This window comes from Croceicoccus sediminis, assembly GCF_007570835.1.
GTDB classification, from domain to species: domain Bacteria; phylum Pseudomonadota; class Alphaproteobacteria; order Sphingomonadales; family Sphingomonadaceae; genus Croceicoccus; species Croceicoccus sediminis.
In genome coordinates, this window is record NZ_SUNC01000002.1 from 420,232 (window position 1) to 442,605 (window position 22,374).

The following is a 22,374-nucleotide window of genomic DNA, read 5'->3' on the forward strand; positions in this document are numbered from 1 at the left end:
CTTCGTGCGGGGCTTTCGCCTCCTGATGCTGCTACCCGTCGTCGCGGCCCTGCCGGGCTGTGTCGCGGCGGCACTGCCCGTGTTGGCCAGCGGCGCGATGGCGCATGGCGCGGCAAAGGATGGGCGTCAGCCCGCAGCGGCAGTGGCACCGGCGAAGGTCGAGGCCGAAACCGCTCTCGCCCCAACGCCTGAGCCGACGGGCAATGCCAACTTTACCGAGCGTTTCGTTGCCGCCGCGCTGTTCGCATCGGATCGTGCAGGGGCCGGCGTTTCGGCTGTCCCCGATCCGGCCGCGCCGATGGATGCCGAAAGCGTCGTCCTGCCTTGCGGCGCGGACCAGCCGCCCGCTCTGCTTGTCGATCTGGACCCGGCTGGCGCGGCCCTGCGACCTGATGACGCGCTTTCCGCCACGCCGGGGCTTGCCCCCGCACTTTCGCTGGCGCGCGGTAGCGGGGTGAAAGTGGTGTGGACCAGCATTCTCGATGAAGGGCAGGCGCCTGCGATCCGCCGCGCTCTGGCGGCGTCGGGGCTGGACCTTGCGGGCCAGGACGATCTGCTGCTGATCCGCGATCCGGGCGAAAGCAAGACCGACCGTCGCAACGCGGCCATCGAGCAATACTGCTTCGTCGCCATCATGGGCGACCGTCCCGGCGATTTCGACGAGCTGATGGACTACCTGCGCGATCCCGCCGCCACCACGCCCTATGACGGGTTGATGGGGGCGGGCTGGTTCGAACTGCCGCCGCCGCTGTCCGGTCAGGCCGCTCCCCCGTCGGAAGTGCGGACCGATGGTTGAACGGGGCGACAGGTCGCGCGTGCGGTCAGGTGTTTTCCTTGATGTATTCGTCGGGGTCCTTCTCCGTCCGTTCGAACTTGCCCGAATGTTCGGATTCGAACGCAAGGTACTTCACGCCCAACTGGACCCGGCGTTCCAGCGGAACGTTGCGGCGAAAATCGCTCAGCCCCTGACGCTCTTCCTCGGCCATGTGCTTCGAATTCTGAAGGTTGCCTTCATCGACCGCGTCCCACCATTCGTCGGATCCGACTTCCAGTTTCGAGGCTTTCTCGACCGCCTTGGCGATCTTGTTGTGATCGTCGATCGCATCGTCGGTCGTTTCTTCCGCGCTGTCGGAATCGACCGCGCCCTTGCCCAGCTTCAGCAGCTCGGGATAGAAATAGAGCTCTTCAGCCGCGGCATGCGCTTCGAGAAAGTTTTTCAGGCGGCCAAAAATCTTGCCCGCCGAATCAAGGTCGGCCCTTGCTTCGTCCAGCGCGCAGAACATGCGGCGCTGACGGTCGTGGTCGGCCAGGATGCAATCGACAATATCCATTATATAAGTCCCGTATTCCTTGTATGCGGAAGGAACGGGCACCACCCGGCCCGGTTCCGGACATAGTCTGCCCCGATGCCCGAAACTGCCGCCAACCCCTTTCGCCATAACCGATAAAACTTGAAAAGGACCCGAACCGATGCCCTGGACCCGTGATGAAATGGCCGCCCGCGCCGCCAAGGAACTCGAAGACGGTTTCTACGTGAACCTCGGCATCGGCATCCCGACGCTGGTCGCCAACCACATCCCCGAAGGCGTGGAAGTCACGCTGCAGTCGGAAAACGGCATGCTGGGCATCGGGCCCTTCCCGTTTGAGGGTGAGGAAGACGCCGACCTGATCAACGCGGGCAAGCAGACGATCAGCGAACTGGACAAGAGCGCCTATTTCGACAGCGCGGCCAGCTTTGCCATGATCCGCGGTGGGCACATCGACCTGACCGTGCTGGGCGCGATGGAAGTCGACCAGAACGGCGACATCGCCAACTGGATGATTCCGGGCAAGATGATCAAGGGCATGGGCGGCGCGATGGATCTCGTCGCGGGCGTGAAGAAGATCATCGTCGTCATGGAACACACCAGCAAGAACGGCGACCCCAAGTTCATCCCCGAATGCACCCTGCCGCTGACCGGCAAGAACGTCGTCGACATGATCGTCACCGATCTTGCCGTGTTCCAGCGCCCGGATCACGATAGCCCGTTCAAGCTGGTCGAACTGGCCCCCGGCGTCACGGCCGAGGAAGTGGCGGAAAAGACGACCGCGCACTACGTTTCGTAAGCTCGACACCTAAGAAAGAGGATTTGCCCATGGCCCTGTCCGATATCGCGCTGACCCGTAACGACGGTAGCGCAGACAGCCTTGCTGCCCACAAGGGCAAGGTCCTGTTGATCGTCAACGTCGCTTCGCAGTGCGGCCTTACCCCGCAATACGCAGGGCTGCAGGCTTTGCAGGAAAAGTACGGCGACAAGGGCTTCGAAGTGCTGGGCTTTCCGGCCAACGACTTCGGCGCGCAGGAGCCGGGCACTGACGACGAGATCGCCACGTTCTGCGAAACCAGCTTTGGCGTGAACTTTCCGATGTTCGCCAAGGCCAGCGTGATTGGCGAAGACAAGCAGCCGCTCTATGCGCAGCTGGTCGAAGCCGCCCCGACCAAGCAGGGCGATGCCGACGGTTTCCGCGACAAGCTGCGCGGGTTCGGCATGACGCCGACAGAGGACCCCGAAGTGCTCTGGAACTTCGAGAAGTTCCTTGTCGGCCGCGACGGCGAAGTCATCGCCCGCTTTGCGCCGGCGACCGCGCCCGATGACGCGGACCTCGTCTCCGCGATCGAGGCCGCGCTCTAACCCGCAGGTGTCAGGTTCGTCACGCGGTCCGTATCGGGCAGCTGGCGAACCGGCACCGCGGCCAGCCATGCCTCGAACGCGTCGAGATCGTTCGCGCCCGTCGTCGTCTGCGTCCCCTCGGTAAACACGGTGAACCCGTCGCCGCCCGCGGCAAGGAAACTGTTCATCGTGATGCGATAGGACTTCAGTGGATTGATCGGATCGCCGTCCAGCGTCGCGGTCACGATCCGGTCGCCCTTGGGCCGTGACCGGTCGTAGGTAAAGGCGAACCCTTCGCTGGGGGCGAGGATCTGTTTCTTGTCCGCGCTGTCGAACTGCTGTTCCAGCAGGGCCATGACCTGATCGCCGGTAAAGGTCCGCGTGATCAGCGAATTGCCGAAGGGCTGCACCGCGTAAAGGTCGCCGAACCTCACCGTGCCGTCGGCGGCGGGGACAAGGCTGGCGCGGACGCCCGAATTGTTCATGAACGCGATCTGCGCCCCGGCATCGCGCGTGGCGGCCAGTTGTCCATCGGCAATCATGTCGCCCAGCGCGGTTTCCGCTTCGTCGTCATCGGTGATCAGCGCCTCACCCGAAATCCGGCCCGACGGACGCTTCGCCACTTCGGCGACGGCATCGACGTACTGCCCGACATAGGCTGCGATACCGGCATCGGGGACGATGGTTGCAAAGGCGCTGCTGGTGGGAAGCGGCGATCCGTCCTTGGCCTTGCCCTCGCTCTGTACGGTCACGTTGTGCGCGGATTTGGCCGTCACCTCGTTGGTAGCCGGATCGATGGTGACCGCAATGTCGGTGACTTGCGATGCGCCGTATCCCGCGCTGGTGACAAGGAAGGGCCGTGCCGGATCGATGTCGCCGTAATTGCAGATGTAGCTGCGATGCGTGTGCCCCGAAATCACCAGGTCGACACGCGGGTCCAGCTTTTCGAGAATGGGCAGAAGCTCACCCGAAATGCCGCCGCAGCCGTTCGAATCCTCGCGCGGGACGTTGTAGAGGCCCTGGTGGATCGACACGACGATGGCATCGACGCCGCGCGATGCCAGTTCCTCGACATAGATGTTGATGGCGTTGGCCTCGTCCCCGAAATAGAGATCCTCGACCCCGCTCGGCGTGACCAGATTGGGTACGTCGCGCAGCGGCAGGCCGATGACGCCCACGGTAACTTCCTCCGCGCCCTTGCCGAACGTCTTGGTGCCGAAGGCGGGGAACAGCGTTTCACCGTTGCGGGTGACGACATTGGCGGACAGGAACGGAAAGTCCGCGCCGCCGAAGTCCTTTTCCACCGCGCATGGTTCGCGCAGCGTATATTTCTCGCAGCCGCCATCGGCGATGCGCTTCAATTCCTGCCAGCCCTTGTCGAATTCGTGGTTGCCGACCGCGTTGAAGTCCACACCCACGCGGTTCATCACGCCGATCGCCGGTTCGTCGAGGAACGCGGCCGACGCCAGCGGACTGGCCCCGATCATGTCACCGGCGGAAATGACCATCGAATAATCGTTCTGCGCGCGGATCGTGTTGATGGCCGATGCCATCCACGCCGCACCGCCGACCGGAATGCTCACGATTTCGCCATCGGGCGTCATCACGTCCTTGGGCGCGGACAGCGGCATCAGGTTGCCGTGGAAGTCGTTGATGCCGACGATGCGGACGGTGACTGGCTCCGGTGGCTGCGCTGGCGGTGCGTCGGGGACCGTGGCGCAGGCGGCGGTGAGGAGCAGGGCGGCGGGGGTGAGGATGCGACGAATCATTGCGCTTTCAGGCAATAAACACCTCGCCGCCCTGCGTCAGCGATTTTCGCCGCTCAACAGTTAAAAAGGCGGGCGAACCAGTTGTCGGCGGCGCGCTGGGGCGGGGCGTGGACCTTCACTTCCTGCGCGGTCACTTCGCGCGCGGGGCCGCCGCGCAGAAGCAGTTTCAACGTGTCCATCACCGGCATGCGTTTGCCTTTCGCCGGGCGGTAGGACGGCTTGGCGACCGAATAGACGAGGGCCGTCCCGTCACCGTGCCAGCGTGCGTCGAAGAAAAGGGCCTGCTCCCGCTTGCGCCGGATGGCGAGCGAGGCGGGGCGGCACCAGTTTAGCATGGCCTTCTTCGCCGCCTTGCGGTCCCCTTCGCGCAAGTGGCGCATCCACTCGGCGCGGCCGATCGCGCCGGTGTTCCAGTGAAACGAAAGCGCGGCAGCCAGTTCATGTTCTTCCGGTTGGACGGGGCCGAACGCTTCCAGAACCGCAGGCAGGTAGCGGTTGCGCAGGACCCAGACGAAGACCTCCAGGCAGCGGTGCAGCGGTTGCGGCTGATCGCGGTAGCGGGTGACGCGGTGGCCGCTGGCGTCGGTCAGTCCCACGCTCCAGGTCCAGACGCCCACCGAATCGCGATAGGCTTCGCGGACCACGCCTTCGTGTGCGATCAGTTCGGCGGCGATACGCGGGGTTATCGTCGGGCGGGCAGGGTCGTAAGTATGGGGCATCGGGCGGGTCTCCGGCAAAAGGAAACCCGCCTCATGATGCTGGCAAGCTATTGTAGGAAAATAAAAACCGGCAACAGGCTCAGCGGCTGAGCGCGGCTTTCAGTTCATCGACCAGGTCGGTCGCTTCCCACGGGAACATCCCGTCGTTCGCCGGGCGGCCGAAGTGGCCGTAGGCGGCGGTCGCGCGATAGATCGGGCGGTTGAGGTTGAGCCGCGTACGAATGCCGCGCGGGGTCAGACCGCCAAGGCTTTCGATCGAACGGATCGCGTCCTCGAGCTGCGGATCGGTCACGCCATCGGCGCAAGTGCCGTGGGTGTCGACATAGAGCGAAAGCGGGTGCGAGACGCCGATCGCGTAGGACAGCTGAATGGTGCACTTCTTGGCAAGGCCCGCCGCGACGATGTTCTTGGCCAGATAGCGCGAGATATAGGCAGCAGAGCGGTCCACTTTCGTCGGGTCCTTGCCCGAAAACGCGCCGCCGCCATGCGGGGCCGCGCCGCCGTACGTGTCGACGATGATCTTGCGGCCGGTAAGGCCGGCATCGCCATCGGGGCCGCCGATTTCGAACGAGCCGGTCGGGTTGATGTGATAGACCGTTTCGTCCGACAGCAGGTTGTGCGGCAGGATGTCGGCAATCACGCCCTTCACATAGCTTTTCAGCTCGGCCTCACGCTCACCCGTGTCATACCCCGGCTTGTGCTGGGTCGAGACGACGACGGCGGTGCAGGCGGCAGGCTGGCCGTCTTCGAAACGCAGCGTCACCTGGCTCTTGGCATCGGGTTCAAGGAAATCGGCCTTGCCCGAATGACGGTCGTCCGACAGGCGCTGCAGGATCTTGTGGCTGTAATCCAGCGTCGCGGGCATGAGATCGGGCGTTTCGTCGCAGGCGAAGCCGAACATGATGCCCTGGTCGCCCGCGCCTTCGTCCTTGGCGCTTTCCTCGTTCGAATCGACGCCCTGCGCGATCTGGCTCGACTGGCCATGGAGATGGTTTTCAAAGCGCAGACGATCCCAGTGGAAGCCGTCCTGCTCGTACCCGATGTCGCGCACGACGGCGCGTGCGGTCTGCTCGATCTCTTCCTTCGCGCCGGGGGCCCAGTACCCGTTTTCGGCCCAGTCCTCACGCGCGGTGTCGTACATCGGCTTGCACCGGATTTCGCCCGACAGGACGACGAGCTGGGTCGTCGTCATCGTCTCGCACGCGACGCGCGCTTCGGGATCCTTCGCCAGCATCAGGTCGACGATGGCGTCGGAGATCTGGTCGGAGACCTTGTCGGGGTGCCCTTCTGAAACCGATTCGGAAGTGAAGAGAAAATTGCGACGCATGAATGATCCTGACGACGTATAAAGCTTTCTTTATATGCGCTCTAACGATGCGCGCGGCGGCTTGCAACCACCGCCGCGATAATCAGAAGGATGCCAAGGCCGACCGGAAGCCAGTTGCCTGTGCGAGAGAACAGGGTGGGCGCGGTGGCAGGGGGAACGATGCCCGAAAGCCGCTCGGCGCGATGCTTGGGCACGTGGCTCCGCACGACGCCGCCCGCGTCGATCACGGCGCTGATCCCGGTGGTGGTGGAACGCAGGACCGGCAGGCCTTCCTCGATCGCGCGCATCCGCGCCTGCGCCAGGTGCTGCGGCGGGCCCCATGTCCCGAACCAGCCGTCATTGGAGGGATTGAACAGGTAGTCCGGGCGATCGTCGCGTTGCACGACTTGCCCCGAAAATACGATCTCGTAGCAAATCTGCACGCCGGCCTTGCCCCATTTGCCAAGGTCCATCGTGCGCGGACCCGGACCGGGACGGAAGTCGAGCGCTCCGGCTACGAGCCGCGACAGGCCGAGCGGTTCGAGGATTGAGCGCATCGGCAGATATTCGCCATAAGGGACCAGATGCGCCTTGGCGTATCCTGCCACGATATCGCCGTCGGGCCCGACCGCGGTGACCACGTTTTCGGCCGCTGCGGCGCGAGTGCCCTCATCGTTGAGGACGATGTCGACAGTCCCGGTCAGCAGCAGTCCGCCCGGCCCGACCATCTGGCCGATCCGTTCCCGCGCCATCGCCGGGTCCGCGCCATAAGTCGTCGCGACGTAATAACGGCGCGGATAGCCGGGGCGCAGATAGTCCGGCACGCCCGATTCCGGCCAGAGGAACAGCGTGGTGTCGTCTTCTGCCACGGGCGGGCCGCTGAGCATCGCGGTCTTGACGAAATTCGCCTCGTATTGCCGGGGATCGTTCAGCACGTCCTGCCGCACGTCCGGCTGGACCAGGCGGAAGGCAAGCGTGCCCTGACCCTGTCCGGCGGCCGGGAAGGGCAGCAGCAGAAGCGCGACCGGCACCGCCGCCGCCAGCGCAGCCCGCCACTTCGCCGCACCGCCGCGCCATGCGTCAAAGGCCCAGAGCCACGCGCCCGACAACAGGACCACCACGCCCGAAAGAGCATATGTGCCCATCCACGGAAGGACCACGGCAAGCCCCGGCCGCTCGAACCCGCCCAGTGCCACTGCGCCCAAAGGGTTCCACGCAAAGCCGCTGAAGACCCACGAACGCAGCCATTCGCTCACGATCCAGGTTCCCGCAAAGGCGACGGGCACGATCCAGCCGGGCACGATTCTGCCGGGTCCGGGGCGTCGGACGATCAGCCACGCGCCCAGCGCCGCCAGCGCGGGATAGACCGCAAGATAGAGAGACAGGAGAAAAACCGCGATCCAGCCCAGCCATGCGGGCATTTCGGCCTGATAGGTAAAGGCCGTCGCGATCCAGTTGTTGCCGAGCCAGAAATGCCCGACGCCGAACAGCCAGCCGAGCAAGGCCGCGCTTTTGCCGCTTTGCGATCTGCGCACCAGATGCATCAGCAGCGCAAGCGCCGCCAGTGTCACGGGCCATAGGGAAAGGGGTTCGAACCCCGTCGCCGCGCCCGCGCCGGCCACGAAGGCCAGCAGCGGTGCGGAGAATTTTGCGGAACGACCAGACATCAGAGGCATATCGGCCAATTAGGGCCAGTCGCCTCTGTTGTCAGCCGTTAACGGCCTGCTTCACGTCGTCGCCGTCCGAAGTTTCTGCCTTCACCTTGCGCGGGCGACCGCGACGCTTGGGCTTTTCCTCGGTTTCGCCGATTGCGGGGGGCAGGGCCTGCGGGTCGAGACCGCCGTCGTTGTCGACGGATTTCTCGGTCTCGCTTTCGCCGTCCGACGATTCCTCGTCGTCGCGGCTGCGGCGCTGACGACGCGGCCGGGCGTCACGCGTGAACGGATTTTCCTCAGAACTGTCCTTGCGGCGGCGCGGGCGGCGGTTGGAGGTTTCACCCTCTTCCTCGCTTTCGTTCTCGCCGTCGTTGTCGTTGTTCTGATCACGGCTTTCACGATTGTCACGACTGTCACGACTGTCGCGATTGTCACGGCCATCGTCGTCCGATTGCCGGTCCGGGCGATCGTCGTCACGCTTGCTGCGCTGTTCGTCCTGCCGCACCTTGCCGTCGGCGATCACGCGGAAATAATGATCCGCGAATTGCAGGTAATATTCGGCCTGCACGCGATCGCCGTTGCGGTGCGATTCTTCCGCCAGCTTCTTGTACTTGTCGAGCAGCTGGGGGGCATTGCCCCGTGCACGGCTGTCGATCCGGTTGAGATGCTGACCGCCACCTTGCGACCGATTATTACGGCCGCGCCGGCGATTGTTGCCACGATTGTTATTCAAAGTAAGACTGTTCCCTTGTCCGGCGCGGGTGATCCAAACTCACCTCAGCGCGCACCCAGTCGGAAACGCCCGGAGCCTCATACCACGGGCAAGCCCTTGTCGGTCCAGCGCCCTGTGAATTCGCATATGCGGACGGCAGACCATGCCCTCACGGTCCAGCACCGACCGGCCTTTTAAAAGGCACTGAGCGTTCGGAACGGGAGGATAGACGATCGCGCGGGAATCTACGTCCGTCGTTCGTCTGAGAACAGGGTTATAGGCAAAATCGGGGCCTGCCAACCCCTTTTAACGAAAAGCCTGTTCAGGCTGCACGAAATAATAGTGCCCGCGGATTGTTTCCCAGGTCTCGGTACATCGCGGCGGATAGCCCCGACTTTTCACCGATTGCTGTCACGGCGTCCGCCTGGCGTGACCCGATTTCGATGACCGCGATGCCGCCGGGCGCCAGTAATTCGGGCAGCACGGGGACGAGAATGCGATAATCGTCGAGGCCGTCCTTCCCGGCAAAAAGCGCCTCTGCCGGTTCGTGGTCGCGCACGTCGGGGGCGAGATCGGGGTCGTGCGTTTCGACATAGGGCGGGTTGGACAGGACGAGGTCGAAGCGGCCCAATCCGTTACGCCAAGTGTCTTGCGTCCAGTCGCCAGCCTGCATCACGGAGCGGTTCGACATGCCGGTCGCTTTCGCGTTTTCGCAGGCGACGGCAAGCGCGGCGGGGCTGCGTTCGATGCCGATCCCTTGCGTCTTGGGCCAGACCGACAATGCGGCCAGCAGCAGCGCGCCCGTGCCGGTGCCGCAATCGAGAATGCGCGCGGGGGCGCGATCGGCGAAGGCTTCGATCGCCGCCTCGATCAGTGTTTCTGTATCGGGGCGCGGGGTCAGGACATCGGGCGTGACCTTGAGCGGGAGGCCGTAGAATTCATGGAAACCGGTGATCTGCGAAACGGGCTTTCCGGTCAGCCGCTGTTCCAGAAACGGCCCGAACGCGGCGGGCGCATCGTCGCGGGCATGGCGTAGCAACATGTCGGAGCGGCTGGCGCCCAGCGCGTGCGCCATCAGCAGTTCGGCATCAAGGCGGGGCGAGGTGCTGACCCCGTCCAGTGCGCGGGCGGCGTCGCGCAGGGCATCCGCCACGCTGCCCACGATCAGCCCGCTTCGTTCTGCGCGGCAAGGCGCGCGGCCTGATCCTCTGCGATCAGCGCGTCGACCAGTTCGGCAAGGCCGGGCCCTTCGAGAATCTCGGGCAGCTTGTGCAGGGTCAACCCGATGCGGTGGTCGGTCACGCGCCCTTGCGGAAAGTTGTAGGTGCGGATGCGCTCGGACCGGTCGCCGCTGCCGACCATGGCCTTGCGGGCCTCGGCCTCTGCGCCGTGGGCTTCGTCGCGCATCTTTTCGTAGAGGCGGGCGCGCAGGACCTGCATCGCCTTGGCCTTGTTCTTGTGCTGGCTGCGCTCGTCCTGCTGGGTGACGACGATGCCGCTGGGCAAGTGCGTGATGCGCACGGCCGAATCGGTCGTATTGACGTGCTGACCGCCTGCGCCCGATGCGCGGTAGATATCGATCTTCAGGTCGTTGTCGGCGATCTGCACGTCGACCTCGTCGGGTTCGGGCAGGACCGCGACGGTCGCCGCGCTGGTATGGATGCGTCCGCCGCTTTCGGTGACGGGCACGCGTTGCACGCGGTGGACGCCGCTTTCGAACTTCAGCTTGGCGAAGACGCCCTGGCCCGACACGTTGGCGACGATTTCCTTGAAGCCGCCGACGTCCGACGCGTTCATCGAAATCGCCTCGACCCGCCAGCCCTGTTCGGCGGCATAGCGTTCGTACATGCGGAACAGGTCGCCTGCGAAAAGCGCGGCCTCATCCCCGCCGGTGCCGGCGCGGATTTCGAGCATTGCCGGGCGAGCATCGGCGGCGTCACGCGGCAGGAGCGCGATGGCAAGGCGATCTTCGGCCTCGGGCAGTTCCGCCTCGATCCGGGCGATGTCATCGGCGGCCATCGCCTTCATCTCCGGGTCGGCCAGCATTTCGCGCAGTTCGGCCAGTTCGCTGCGCATTCCGGCAACGCCCGCCGCTTCGCGCGCAACAGGTTCCAGTTCCGCATAGTCGCGGCTGGCCTTTACGAAGTCGTCGCCCTCCAGCGTGCCCGACGCCAGCCGCGCTTCCAGTTCGGAAAAGCGCTGCGCGATCTGGGAGAGGCGTTGATCGGAGACTTGCACTGCGTGTCAGTCGGCCAAAGCCGCTTCGATCGTCGCGGCGAGGTTGTCCTCGGCCTTGATGCGGCTGGTCACTTCGCCTTCGCGGATCGAGTAGGCAAGGATCGCCTTCGCGCCCTGCTTCACCGCCTTGTCAAACCGCTTGCGCGGGCTGCCGCTGGCGAAAAGTTCGGCGCTGGTGCCCGAACGGCGCAGGCGCGACACGGCGGCGACGCCATCGGCCATCGCGGCATCGTCTTCGACCACGACGATCACTTCGGTGACGGCTTCCTCACGCTCTCCCACCAACATCGCAAGCCGTTCGATCCCTGCGGCCCAGCCGACCGCCGGGGTCTGCGGACCGCCCAGTGCTTCCATCAACCCGTCATAGCGCCCGCCGCCCAGCACGGTGCCTTGCGCACCAAGCCGGTCGGTCACAAATTCGAAAGCGGTGTGGCGATAATAGTCGAGCCCGCGCACCAGCGAATCCATGCGGGCCCACTTCACCCCTGCGGCATCAAGGCCGGACGTGACCGCGCCGAAGAAGTCCTGCGCTTCGCCCGAAAGGAACTGGTCGATCTTCGGCGCATCGGCGACGAAAGGCCTGTCGCGCGGGTCCTTGGAATCGAGGATCCTCAGCGGATTACGCTCCAGCCGGTCCTGCGAATCTTCGGACAGCGACGCGGCATGGTCGCGGAAATATTCGACCAGCGCGGCGCGCCACGCCTCGCGGCTGTCGCCATCGCCCAACGTGTTGAGCTGCAAGGTCACGCCATCGGCGATGCCCAGTTCGTGCAGGAGCTGATCGGCCATGACCAGAAGCTCGACATCGGCTTGCGGCTCGGCCGCGCCGATCACTTCGGCGTCGATCTGGTGGAACTGGCGATAGCGGCCCTTTTGCGGGCGTTCGTACCGGAACAACGGGCCGTGCGTCGCGATCTTCAGCGGGGCATACTGTTTCCAGCCATCGGTGATGTAGGCGCGGGCAAGTCCGGCGGTGAATTCGGGACGCAGGGTCAGCGATTCTCCGCCGCGATCCTCGAACGAATACATCTCTTTCGAAACCACGTCGGTGGTCTCGCCAAGACTGCGCGAGAAGACGGCGGTCTTTTCGAACACGGGCATTTCGACCCGGCGGAAACGATAGAGTTTGCGCACGCGTTCGAAGGTTTCGACGACGTGGGCGAAGCTTTCCGCCTCTGCGCCGAAAATGTCCTGTGTGCCGCGAATGGCTTTTGGGGTGTCGATCTTGCCGCTCATGACCGCGCGCCTTAGCGATGTTCATGCGGGCTGAAAAGCATCGCTGTCGGGCCATGCTGTTGCATCATGCAAAGCCCCTGACCATGTAGTAGGCGATGAAACCGTTTCCGATGATCGCGCTGCTCGCAGCCAGCGCCCCACTCGCCCTCACCACCGCCCCCGTTTCCGCCTTGGCCCAGACCCAGGCGGAAGAGGTGCGCAGCCTGCCCGCCGCGGGCCTTGCGCTATCGCAGGACGTGCCGGACCCCTTCGATACGCCCTATCCGGGCGGAACCATCACCATCGATGTCGACGCGACGGACCTTGCGCGCGGCCTGTTCCGCACGACCGAGACGATCCCCGTCGCCCCCGGCACCGAAAAGCTGACGCTGCTCTATCCGCAATGGCGGCCCGGCGAGCACGAGGGGCTCGCCAAGATCCGCAACCTGAACGGTATCCGTTTTACCGTGGACGGCAAGGACGTGGCATGGGAGCGTGATCCGGTCGAGCTATATGCCTTTCACCTGGACCTGCCCGAAGGTGCGAGCGAAGTGGTCGCGCATCTTGTCTATACCTCGCCGCTGCGTCCGTCCGAGGGGCGCATCGTGATGACGCCCGAAATGCTGAACCTCAAGTTCGAGGAAATGACGCTCTACCCCGCAGGCCACTACGTGCGCCGCATCGCGGTGAAGCCGACCGTCACGTTTCCGGCAGGCTGGGACGTGGCCACCGCGCTCGACGGCATGGCGCGCAGCGGCGACACGGTGACCTGGGCGCAGACCGATTACCAGACGCTGGTCGACAGCCCGATCTTCGCCGGGGAATATCACCGCGAATGGGATCTTGGCCACGATGCGCGGCTTCAGGCCTTTGCCCACGATCCCGAAGAGCTTGAGGCGAGCGACGAACGGATCGCCAGCATCCGCGCTCTGGTGGACGAGGCGGTGATCCTGTTCGGCAACCAGCAGTGGGACCATTACGACTTCCTGCTGGGCCTGACCGACGATCTTGGCGACATCGGGCTGGAACATCACCGATCATCGGAAAACACGCTTCCGCCCGACACGTTCGAGGACTGGGAAAAGAACGAATACCGCGTCGACCTGCTGCCGCACGAACTGGTGCACAGCTGGAATGGCAAGTTCCGCCGCCCGGTGGGTTCGTGGACGCCCGATTACCGCCAGCCGACCCAGAACGAGCTGTTGTGGGTCTATGAAGGCCAGACGCAGTACTGGGACCTGCCGCTTTCCGTGCGTTCGGGCATGCAGAGCAAGGCGATGGTGCTGGGCGAGATCGCGCGGTCGGCGGCCGAATACGTGAACGAGCCGGGCCGTGCATGGCGTTCGCTGGCCGACACCACCAACGATCCGCAGATCGGTCAGCGCGCGGCGAAGCCGTACTACAGCTATGCCCGGGGCGAGGAATATTACAACGAAGGCGCTCTCGTCTGGCTCGAAGCGGACATGCTGATCCGCAGCGAGACGAACGGCCGCAAGTCGCTGGACGATTTTGCGAAGCTGTTCTTCGGCGGTCATCCGGGCGATTGGGGCGAGATCACGTATGATTTCGGCGACGTGGTCGATACGCTGAACGCGGTTCATCCTCACGACTGGGCGACGTTCCTGCGCGAAAGGGTCTATGCACCCGGCGCGCCCGCACCGCTGAAGGGTATCCAGCTTGGCGGCTACGAACTTGTCTTCAAGGATGAGCCGAATCCCTTCGATGCCAGCCTGATGGCCAAGGGCGCGCTGCGGCTGGAACATTCGCTGGGCATGGTGCTGAACGAAAGCGGCACGGTGACTTCGGTGATCTGGGACGGCGTCGCCTTCAAGGCGGGTATCGTCAGCGGGGCCGAGATCGTGGCCGTCAACGGGAAGGAATATTCGGCCGAAACGATGAAAAAGGCGATCACCGCGGCCAGGGAAAGCGGCACGATCGACCTGCTGGTCAAGCGCGGCGGACGGTACACGACCGTGTCGGTCGCCTACGATGGCGGGCTGCGCTGGCCGTGGCTGGAAAAGGCGGTGAAGGGCACGGCCCATATCGACCGCTGGCTGGAGCCGCGACGCTAGCTTTCGCAGCCGTGACGATCCTTTTCGCAGGCGCGGCGCGGATTGCACATCAGACCAAAGGAAGCCTTGGCGAAGGGGCGCGGGCGCGCTAGAGGCACCGGCGTTCATTTCGCTTGCTGCACTGCGGCAAGCTTCACTTTATCGTGATACGACAGGAATTCCGATGCGCATCGACATGATCCCGACCGGCGACAATCCGCCCGAAAGTCTCAACGTCATCATCGAGGTCCCGACCGGCGGCGAACCCGTGAAGTACGAATTCGACAAGGCATCGGGCGCGCTGTTCGTCGACCGCATCCTGCACACGCCGATGCGCTATCCGGCCAACTACGGCTTTGTCCCGCACACGCTTTCGCCCGACGGCGACCCTCTCGACGCGCTCGTCGTGGCGCGCAGCCCCTTCGTTCCCGGCTCGGTCGTGCGCGCGCGCCCGATCGCGGTCCTCAACCTCGAAGACGAACACGGCGGCGATGAAAAGCTGGTCTGCGTGCCGGTGGATTCGACTTTCCCGTACTACAGCAACGTCGCGGAAAAAGCCGATCTGCCCGAAATCGTGATGCAGCAGATCGAACACTTCTTCACCCACTACAAGGATCTCGAAGCCGAGAAGTGGGTCCGCATCGGTAACTGGGGCGGCGCCGAAGAAGCACGCCAGATCGTGATCGAAGCGATCGAACGCGCCAAGGAAGCAGGCCAGGCCTGACCTTTCGGGACGAGCAGCCGCTCACTCTACAGGGCGGCTCTCGTCCAGCAGGTCTTTCTCGCGCGTACCCTGCCGCTCCCGCTCGACAAGTTCGGCGACGTGGGTTTCGGGCGCGGTATCGACCTTTTCCTCGGCAATCGCGGCGCGGGACGCCTTGGCCGGTTTCGGACCGGTCTCGGCGGCACCGGGAAGCGGCATCGGGGCAGAGCGCGGGTCGATGCGCAGGCGGTAGATCGGCTCCGGCAGTCCGAAACCTGCGTCCTCCAGCGCCTTCTTCGCCGCCTCGATAGCCAGCGAACGCGCCTTGTAGAAATCGGTATCGGTCTGGTCGATCCAGCCGAGGAACCGCACGACCACGTTCGAATCGCCGACATTCATGACGCGCGCGCCCGGAACGGGATCGTCGATCACGAAATCGAGCGCCGCGATCGCCGCGGTGCCGACCGCCATCGCCTCGACCGGATCGTCATCGGCATCGACGCCCAGATCGAATTCGAAGCGGCGCTGCGGATTGGTGGTGTAGTTCAGGATCACCGCCTTGAAGACGGTGGAGTTCGGAATGCGCAAGTGATTGCCGTCCAGCGTCATCAGCACCGTGGCGCGGCTGGTCAGGCGGATGACGCGGCCCTCGTTCCCCTCGATCACGACATGGTCGTTGGCGCGGAACGGCTGGCGCAGGGACAGCATGATCGAGGAAATGTAATTGTCGATCGTATCGCGCACGGCAAAACCGATGGCGATGCCGATCACGCCGCCAATGCCCAGCAGCGCGCCCAATAGCGACGTCGCGCCAAGGATCTTGAGCGCGATGTAAAGCCCCAGCAAAACGCCGAAGAACCGGATGGCGCTGGCCAGAAGTTCGGCGATGAAGGGGTTCGGCGTCAGCCGCAGCCAAAGCCTTTCCCGGTCCGCCAGCCAGCGCAGCGCGACGATGACCAGAACGGCCAGCACCACCGCCACGCCGAACAGGGGCAGCATCCGCCACACGTTGCGCGCTTCGTCCCCGATGGCCGAAACGGTGGGGGCCAGGTTGCGGTCGACGGCAAGGTCGCGTTCTATCTCGTTGTTGACGGTGACGACGCCCGCCACGCGGCCTGCGATGGTTTCGGCCTGGTCGGCCTTGGTCGCGCTTGCCACGCTGCCCGACAGGGTGACGACGCCTTCCTCGACTTCCACCGAAACGGCGTCCAGCGCATCGATGGCGGCAAAAATGGCGCGGATGCGTTCGGCGATGCGGATGTCGGCATCGGCGGCCCGGTCGGTCTCGATCGCGGGCTGATCGGCGGGCGCGCTTTCCTCGGCAGCGGGTTGTCCGCTCAGGTCGGGAATCGCGGCATGGGCAGCCACCGGCAACGCCAGCGCGAAAACGAATGCGCAGAACAGATCGCGCAGGCCCTTCAAATCAGGCACCGGCAACCGTCATCCCGTCGATCCGCAGGGTCGGCACGTTGACGGCGTAGATCGTCTCAAGATCGTTCGCCGCGCGAAGCGTGCGGAACATCTCCAGCAGGTTTCCTGCAATCGTGATGCCCGAAACCGGCCCCGCGATCTCACCACCGCGGATGCGGAAGCCCGATGCCCCGCGGCTATAGTCGCCGGTGACCCCGTTCACGCCCTGGCCGATCAGGTCGGTGACGATCACGCCTTCCTCGATATCGGCGATCAGCTCGGCCACGCTCTGTTCGCCGGGGCCCAGAACGACGTTGGAACACGAAGCGCCGGGCGCACCGCCGCCGTGGCGGATCGCGTGACCGGTGGGCCTGCGCCCAAGCTTGTTCGCCGATGCCGTGTCCAGCAGCCAGCTCGAAAGGACGCCCTTGTCGATGATCGTGGACGGGCGGGCGGCAAGCCCCTCGCCGTCGAAGGGGTGGGAACTGAGCCCGCGCGGGCGCAGCGGATCGTCGACGATGGTCACGGCGCTGTCGAAGACCTGCTTGCCTTCATGTTCCAGCAGGAAGCTGGCCCCGCGCGCGATGGACGGGCCGGAAATCGCCCCGACGAGATGGCCGACGAGGCTGCGCCCGACCATCGGGTCGAACACGACCGGCATGGCGCCGCTCCGCATCGTTTCGGGGCCGAGGCGTTCGACCGCGCGGGCGGCGGCCTTGCGGCCGATCGCACCGGCATCGGGAAGTTCGCCGCGGTGGCGTGCCACGCGCCATTCCGAACCGCGCTCCATCCCGCTGCCCTGTCCGGCAACGACCGCCGCACCGATCGAGTGGCGCGACTGGCAATAGCCCTTGGCGAAACCGTGGCTGGTGACGATGGCGATGGTGTCGCCGCCGCTTGCCGCCGATGCCCCTTCGCTGTTGGTCACGCCCTGTACCTGGCGGGCGCAGTCCTCTGCCTCTCGTGCGCATTCGCGCAGCACGTCGGCGTCGGGGTTGGGAGAGACGAGATCGAGATCGGGCAGATCGCCCCGCATCAGCATGTCTTCGGGGGCGAGCCCGGAATATTCGTCCTGCGGCGCGGCCCGCGCCATGGCGACCGCGCGGCCGGCCAGTTCATCAAGACCTCCGGCGTCGAGCGCGCTGGACCCGATGGTCGCGCTGCGCTTGCCGACAAAGACGCGCAGGCCGAAAAGCTCGGTTTCCGACCGGTCGACCGATTCGAGTTCGCCGAGGCGCACTTCCACGCTTTCCGAATGATTTCCGACATATACCGCATCGGCGGCGTCCGCGCCCAGTTCCCTGGCGCGCGCGATCAGGTCGGCGCAGCGGCCAAGCGCACCCTCTTCGTTCAGCATGGGCTCTCGTTCGTGAAGGAGGGGATCGTCATCAAGGCGTCCATCGCTCGCTTGTTTTGCAGCATCCCTCAAAGGGATAGGCGCAGGATCGCGGGCGGGCAAGCCGCGTCACGGTCCGGGGTCAGAATGCGGCGATAAGGCGCGCGATACCCGCAAGGACGAAGGGCATGCCGATGGCAAAGACCCAGATGATGATCCGGTCCCGTTTGAAACGCGATGCCTGCGCCGGGTCGAACGCCTCTGCATCGGTCAGCTCGCTCCAGTGCTTTTCCAGCATCCGGGCGGCGGGGATTATCATGGCGACAAGGACGATGAGCGCGAGATAGGGCAGCGTCGTGCTGGTCATCTCTTTCAGCTGTTTCATCGTCACGAAGATCTGCAGCGCGGTATAGACCAGCAAGGCATAGGCCAGATGGTCGCTGATGCGGCGGCGCCAGTCCTTGGTCACGGCATCTTCGTGCGCATGGCCTTGGATCGCGGAATCCTTCCGGCTGTTTACCATCATCGCTCCAGTCCCTTTGCGATCCCTTTTATGACACGAGTATTCATCTGGGAGAAATGTGCGTCAAGCGCGCTTTTGCATCGCACGGGCGATGCCCTGCCCGGCGCGTCCCGTATCGCTATCGGCCAGCCATGCAGGAATCTTGCCAATTGCCATGCCGGGGGGCTTCAAAGCTGTGGCACAGATGCTATGTGGTGGCGCGAGAGAATGACGCGGGTGCCCTTTCGCTTCGCATGACGGGGCCCTGCCGACGAGGAGCAGAACCATCGACAGCCACACCCTCGATCCGTCCGTGGACCCGGCCGCAACGGCCTCGCCCCCGGTTCCGCAGGGCGGGCTGGAAGTCGTCTCCATCGCAAAAAGCTACGACAAGCGCGCGGTCCTGACCGACATTTCCCTGTCGGTCGCCAAGGGTGAAGTGCTTGGCCTGCTGGGCCCTAACGGCGCGGGCAAGACGACGTGTTTCTATTCGATCATGGGCCTGGTTCGTCCCGATTCGGGCCGTATCCTGATGGACGGTGAGGACGTGACCAAGCTGCCGATGTATCGCCGCGCGATCCTCGGCCTTGGCTATCTGCCGCAGGAAACCTCGATCTTTCGCGGCATGACGGTTGAACAGAACATCAATTGCGTGCTGGAAATGGTGGAGCCCGACGCGGACGTGCGCGCCTCCGAACTGGAACGCCTGCTCGACGAATTCGGCCTGACGCGCCTTCGCGAAAGCCCTGCGATGGCTCTTTCGGGCGGTGAACGTCGCCGCTGCGAGATTGCCCGAGCATTGGCGGCAAAGCCTTCGATCATGCTGCTGGACGAACCCTTCGCCGGGATCGACCCGCTTTCGATCGGCGATATCCGCGATCTCGTGCTCGAGTTGAAAACCCGCGGGATCGGCGTCCTGATCACCGACCACAACGTGCGTGAGACGCTGGAAATCGTGGACCGGGCCTGCATCATCTATGGCGGGCAGGTCTTGTTCGCCGGGTCGCCGGAAGATCTTGTCGCGAACGAAGACGTGCGCCGCCTTTATCTGGGCGAAGCGTTCACGCTGTGATGCCCCGGCGCAGGTGACCGATGGCACTGGGCCCCCGCCTCGACCTACGGCAATCGCAATCGCTGGTGATGACGCCGCAGTTGCAGCAGGCGATCCGCCTGCTTGCGCTGTCCAATCTCGAACTGGAATCGTTCATCGCCGAGGCGGTGTCCGACAACCCGCTCGTCGACCTCGCGAACGGAGAGGGAGAGCGGGCGGCCCCTGCCGAAAGCGGCGAAATCGCGGAAGCGGTGCCGGGTGAAAGTACGGTCGAAGGGCAGGGAGACGGAGAGGCCGCGCTCGACATCGCGGGCGAAATGCTGGACCGCGACTTCGATACCGGCTCTTCGCGCGGTAGCGGGGCGGGCGGCGGCGAAGACATGCCCGATATCGGGGAGCGCGCCTCTGGCGAGGAGACGCTGGCCGAATATCTCCACGCCCAGCTTGGCGCGGCGGGCGGGACCGAGGTGTATCAGTTCATCGCGCGCCAGATCATCGACCAACTGGACGAGGCGGGGTACCTCACGATCGAGCTTGCCGAGATTGCCGACCTGTTGGGCATTTCGATGGATCAGGCAGAGGCTGGACTGGCGCTCGTCCAGTCGCTCGACCCGACCGGGGTGGGCGCGCGGTCGCTGTCCGAATGCCTTGCGCTGCAGGCGAAAGAGGCGGACCGCTACGATCCGTGCATGGAAGTGCTGATCGCGAACCTCGATCTTCTGGCGCGCGGGAATTTCGCGCAGTTGAAGCGGATGTGCCGGGTGGACGACGAAGACCTGTCCGACATGATCGCGGAACTGCGCAGCTATGATCCCAAGCCTGGCTGCCGCATCGGCGGCGATGCCGCGCCGCCGGTCGTGCCCGACGTCTTCGTAAAGCCCGACCGGGTGGGCGGCTGGGCGATCGCATTGAACCGCGAAACGCTGCCGCGGCTGGTAATCGACCGGCAGTATTACGCCACGGTCAAGGCGGGATGCGGCAAGGACAAGTCGTCCGGCGGCTGGCTGAGCGAGAAACTGGCCGATGCCAACTGGCTGGTGAAAGCGTTGGACCAGCGGCAGAAGACGATCCTGAAAGTGTCGAAGGAAATCGTGCGGCGGCAGGAAGGTTTCTTCCGCCGCGGCGTCTCCGCGCTGGTCCCGCTGACCTTGCGCGACGTGGCCGAGGCGGTGGAAATGCACGAATCCACGATCAGTCGCGTGACCTCGAACAAGTTCCTCAATTGCGGGCGCGGGACCTTCGAGCTGAAGTACTTCTTCTCTTCCGGCGTCGCCTCGGACGGCGGCGACGGCGCCGCGTCGGCAGAGGCGGTGAAGGCTGCGATCAAGGACCTGATCGATGCCGAAAAGCCCGACGCGATCCTTTCGGACGACACGCTCGTCGATTTGCTGAAGGCGAAAGGCTACACGCTGGCCCGCCGCACGGTCGCCAAATACCGCGAGGCGATCGGCCTTGGCAGCTCGGTCCAGCGGCGCCGCCAGAAGAAGCTTCAGCGCGCGCGCTAGAAAGGAAATTTGTGGCAACATTCGAGGGCCCCGAGTTCGAAGAACTCAAACACACAATTCCCACTGACAACGCTCAGCAGGCCAATCTTGGCGAGATGTTCAAGGCTGCATCTGGCCCGGGGCTGGTCCTGGACCTGGGCTGCGGCGACGGACGCGCCGTCGAACTGATCCGCGGGACCGGCGCGGACTATGTGGGCGTCGATATCGAACAGTCGCCCGAAGTTGCATCGCGGCAGCGCACAGACGAGCAGTTCCTCACCTACAACGGTACGGACTTGCCGTTTGGCGACGACCATTTCGACGCGGTCTATTCGAACCAGGTCTTCGAACACGTGCGCCATCCCGATCGCCTGCTATGCGAAGTACTTCGCGTACTGAAACCAGGGGGCCGATTCGTTGCGGCGCTGTCTTATCTGGAGCCTTACCACTCCTATTCGATCTTCAATTACACGCCATACGGTGTCTTCCGCGTGCTCAGCGACAACGGGTTTGAGCTTGAGGAAATGCGTCCCGGACCCGAAGGACTGGGCATGATCGTGCGGCAGATATCGGCGCGGCGGATAAAGGGCCTCAAGCTTGTTTATCCCGGCGTAGACATTGCCTTGAAACTGCGCCGTATCGACGTTCGCAAGGCCAACTACCTCAAGCTACGCTTCGCCGGACATATTCTGTTTACGGCCCGCAAGCCGGCTTGATCAGCCGCCGGGCCGTTCTTCGAACATGTGGGCGATCATCGGCTGAAGGTTGTGGTCGTACCGCGCAAGGACGGTGCGGTCTTCGGCCGTGTCCCAGTGCGTGACCAGTTCGCGCCCGTTCCAGAAATGCAGCGCATAGGCCGGCGGATCGGCGACGATCAGCGGGCGATGATCCGGCGTGTCGACATCGATTTCTGCGAATTCGAGCGCGACTTGCGGCGCGGTCGACGGCGTGGTCACGACTTCCAGCCCCTGCCACGTGCTGGCCGAGGCGCGGTGGATATGGCCGCAGACCATCGTGTGTACGTTGTCCCGGTCCTTCAGGCACGATCCGAGCTGCTGGACCCACGGTTCTTCGGGCACGGTATTCATCCACGGGATGCCGCATTCGAAGGGCGGGTGATGCTGCACGATGATCGTCGGGGTTTCGGTGTCGGCGTCCAGCCGGTCATTCAGCCATCTGGCGCGCGTATCGCAGAAACCGCCGCCATGGCGTCCGACTTCCAGCGTGTCGAGCACCAGCAGGCGCATCGGGCCGACCCGCAGTTCGTATTGCAGGAAGCCGTCTTCGAACGCGTGTTCGGGAAAGACCTCGGCAAAGTTCGCACGGTCGTCGTGATTGCCCAGCGCCATGTGCCAGGGCACCGGAAAATCAGCCAGCGCCTCGCGCAGGCGGCGGTAGGAATCGACGTCGCCGCGATCGATCAGGTCGCCGGTCAGCAGCAGGAGCGAGGGCAGCGGATCGAGGCTCGCCAGCCGGTCGAGCGTGCGGTCCAGCCTCTGCCGGTTGAATTCGCCGGGGGAATCCGGCTCGAACCCCAGGTGGATGTCGGTGATCTGGGCGATCAGCATCGCG

At 64.5% G+C, this 22,374-nt stretch carries 21 protein-coding genes; 8 read left to right on the top strand and 13 right to left on the bottom strand.

The features are described from left to right. Positions 1 to 25 precede the first annotated feature (25 nt). The gene (locus FAX90_RS10095) at positions 26 to 796 is read left to right on the top strand and encodes an HAD family hydrolase (protein WP_144097255.1); all 771 of its coding nucleotides are present in this window, start codon (positions 26 to 28) and stop codon (positions 794 to 796) included. Positions 797 to 821: 25 nt separating this feature from the next. Here FAX90_RS10095 and FAX90_RS10100 read toward each other — a convergent pair whose 3' ends face one another. Next, positions 822 to 1,331, bottom strand: a complete 510-nt coding sequence (locus FAX90_RS10100) for a hemerythrin domain-containing protein (protein WP_144097256.1) — start codon at positions 1,329 to 1,331, stop codon at positions 822 to 824. 139 nt (positions 1,332 to 1,470) lie between these two features. Between FAX90_RS10100 and FAX90_RS10105 the strand changes: the two genes are divergently transcribed. Continuing rightward, a complete protein-coding gene (locus tag FAX90_RS10105; protein WP_144097257.1) occupies positions 1,471 to 2,106 on the top strand; it encodes a CoA transferase subunit B in 636 nt (211 codons plus the stop codon). A gap of 29 nt (positions 2,107 to 2,135) precedes the next feature. Then, positions 2,136 to 2,672 carry a glutathione peroxidase gene (locus FAX90_RS10110; RefSeq protein ID WP_144097258.1) on the top strand — a complete coding sequence of 179 codons (537 nt, stop codon included), beginning with the start codon at positions 2,136 to 2,138 and terminating at the stop codon, positions 2,670 to 2,672. Here the strand turns inward: FAX90_RS10110 and FAX90_RS10115 are convergent. From FAX90_RS10115 to hisS, 8 genes are all read right to left on the bottom strand, one after another. Continuing rightward, positions 2,669 to 4,420 (bottom strand): bifunctional metallophosphatase/5'-nucleotidase, encoded by a 1,752-nt coding sequence (locus FAX90_RS10115; RefSeq protein ID WP_205700662.1) that lies wholly within the window; start codon positions 4,418 to 4,420, stop codon positions 2,669 to 2,671. The genes FAX90_RS10110 and FAX90_RS10115 overlap by 4 nt on opposite strands. 53 nt (positions 4,421 to 4,473) lie before the next feature. Continuing rightward, entirely contained in the window at positions 4,474 to 5,139 is a 666-nt protein-coding gene (locus FAX90_RS10120; RefSeq protein WP_144097259.1) for a lysozyme, read from the bottom strand. A gap of 79 nt (positions 5,140 to 5,218) precedes the next feature. Next, complete coding sequence (gene metK / locus FAX90_RS10125) at positions 5,219 to 6,466, bottom strand: methionine adenosyltransferase (RefSeq protein ID WP_144097260.1); 1,248 nt, start codon at positions 6,464 to 6,466, stop codon at positions 5,219 to 5,221. Positions 6,467 to 6,507: 41 nt separating this feature from the next. After that, on the bottom strand, positions 6,508 to 8,112 hold the full coding sequence (lnt, locus tag FAX90_RS10130) for an apolipoprotein N-acyltransferase (RefSeq protein WP_144097261.1): 1,605 nt from the start codon (positions 8,110 to 8,112) through the stop codon (positions 6,508 to 6,510). 40 nt (positions 8,113 to 8,152) lie between these two features. After that, positions 8,153 to 8,833: a DUF4167 domain-containing protein gene (locus tag FAX90_RS10135; protein WP_144097262.1), complete on the bottom strand. Its 681-nt coding sequence runs from the start codon at positions 8,831 to 8,833 to the stop codon at positions 8,153 to 8,155. A gap of 301 nt (positions 8,834 to 9,134) precedes the next feature. Continuing rightward, entirely contained in the window at positions 9,135 to 9,974 is an 840-nt protein-coding gene (prmC, locus tag FAX90_RS10140; protein WP_420810973.1) for a peptide chain release factor N(5)-glutamine methyltransferase, read from the bottom strand. Positions 9,975 to 9,976: 2 nt separating this feature from the next. Further along, positions 9,977 to 11,050, bottom strand: a complete 1,074-nt coding sequence (gene prfA / locus FAX90_RS10145) for a peptide chain release factor 1 (RefSeq protein WP_144097264.1) — start codon at positions 11,048 to 11,050, stop codon at positions 9,977 to 9,979. Between the two features lie 6 nt (positions 11,051 to 11,056). Beyond that, complete coding sequence (hisS, locus tag FAX90_RS10150; RefSeq protein WP_144097265.1) at positions 11,057 to 12,286, bottom strand: histidine--tRNA ligase; 1,230 nt, start codon at positions 12,284 to 12,286, stop codon at positions 11,057 to 11,059. Positions 12,287 to 12,381: 95 nt separating this feature from the next. On the opposite strand from hisS, the gene FAX90_RS10155 reads away from it, so the two are divergent. Together FAX90_RS10155 and ppa are read left to right on the top strand one after the other, a co-directional pair. Beyond that, on the top strand, positions 12,382 to 14,337 hold the full coding sequence (locus tag FAX90_RS10155; protein ID WP_240704835.1) for a M61 family metallopeptidase: 1,956 nt from the start codon (positions 12,382 to 12,384) through the stop codon (positions 14,335 to 14,337). A 163-nt stretch (positions 14,338 to 14,500) separates the two neighbouring features. Continuing rightward, entirely contained in the window at positions 14,501 to 15,040 is a 540-nt protein-coding gene (gene ppa / locus FAX90_RS10160) for an inorganic diphosphatase (RefSeq protein WP_144097266.1), read from the top strand. Positions 15,041 to 15,061: 21 nt separating this feature from the next. Here ppa and FAX90_RS10165 read toward each other — a convergent pair whose 3' ends face one another. The 3 genes from FAX90_RS10165 to FAX90_RS10175 all read right to left on the bottom strand — a co-directional run bounded on the left by FAX90_RS10165 (position 15,062) and on the right by FAX90_RS10175 (position 18,291). Further along, the gene (locus tag FAX90_RS10165) at positions 15,062 to 16,450 is read right to left on the bottom strand and encodes a mechanosensitive ion channel family protein (RefSeq protein ID WP_240704836.1); all 1,389 of its coding nucleotides are present in this window, start codon (positions 16,448 to 16,450) and stop codon (positions 15,062 to 15,064) included. Continuing rightward, a complete protein-coding gene (locus FAX90_RS10170; protein WP_144097267.1) occupies positions 16,443 to 17,786 on the bottom strand; it encodes a TldD/PmbA family protein in 1,344 nt (447 codons plus the stop codon). Before FAX90_RS10170 ends, FAX90_RS10165 begins: the two co-directional genes overlap by 8 nt. A gap of 121 nt (positions 17,787 to 17,907) precedes the next feature. Then, positions 17,908 to 18,291, bottom strand: a complete 384-nt coding sequence (locus FAX90_RS10175; protein WP_240704837.1) for a hypothetical protein — start codon at positions 18,289 to 18,291, stop codon at positions 17,908 to 17,910. Between the two features lie 289 nt (positions 18,292 to 18,580). On the opposite strand from FAX90_RS10175, the gene lptB reads away from it, so the two are divergent. The 3 genes from lptB to FAX90_RS10190 are packed head-to-tail and all read left to right on the top strand — an operon-like array spanning position 18,581 to position 21,518. Continuing rightward, positions 18,581 to 19,339, top strand: a complete 759-nt coding sequence (lptB, locus tag FAX90_RS10180; protein ID WP_240704838.1) for an LPS export ABC transporter ATP-binding protein — start codon at positions 18,581 to 18,583, stop codon at positions 19,337 to 19,339. Between the two features lie 20 nt (positions 19,340 to 19,359). Continuing rightward, the gene (gene rpoN, locus FAX90_RS10185) at positions 19,360 to 20,823 is read left to right on the top strand and encodes an RNA polymerase factor sigma-54 (RefSeq protein ID WP_144097269.1); all 1,464 of its coding nucleotides are present in this window, start codon (positions 19,360 to 19,362) and stop codon (positions 20,821 to 20,823) included. A gap of 11 nt (positions 20,824 to 20,834) precedes the next feature. Continuing rightward, complete coding sequence (locus FAX90_RS10190) at positions 20,835 to 21,518, top strand: class I SAM-dependent methyltransferase (protein WP_144097270.1); 684 nt, start codon at positions 20,835 to 20,837, stop codon at positions 21,516 to 21,518. Here the strand turns inward: FAX90_RS10190 and FAX90_RS10195 are convergent, their stop codons facing one another. After that, a complete protein-coding gene (locus FAX90_RS10195) occupies positions 21,519 to 22,370 on the bottom strand; it encodes a metallophosphoesterase (RefSeq protein WP_144097271.1) in 852 nt (283 codons plus the stop codon). Positions 22,371 to 22,374 lie beyond the last annotated feature (4 nt).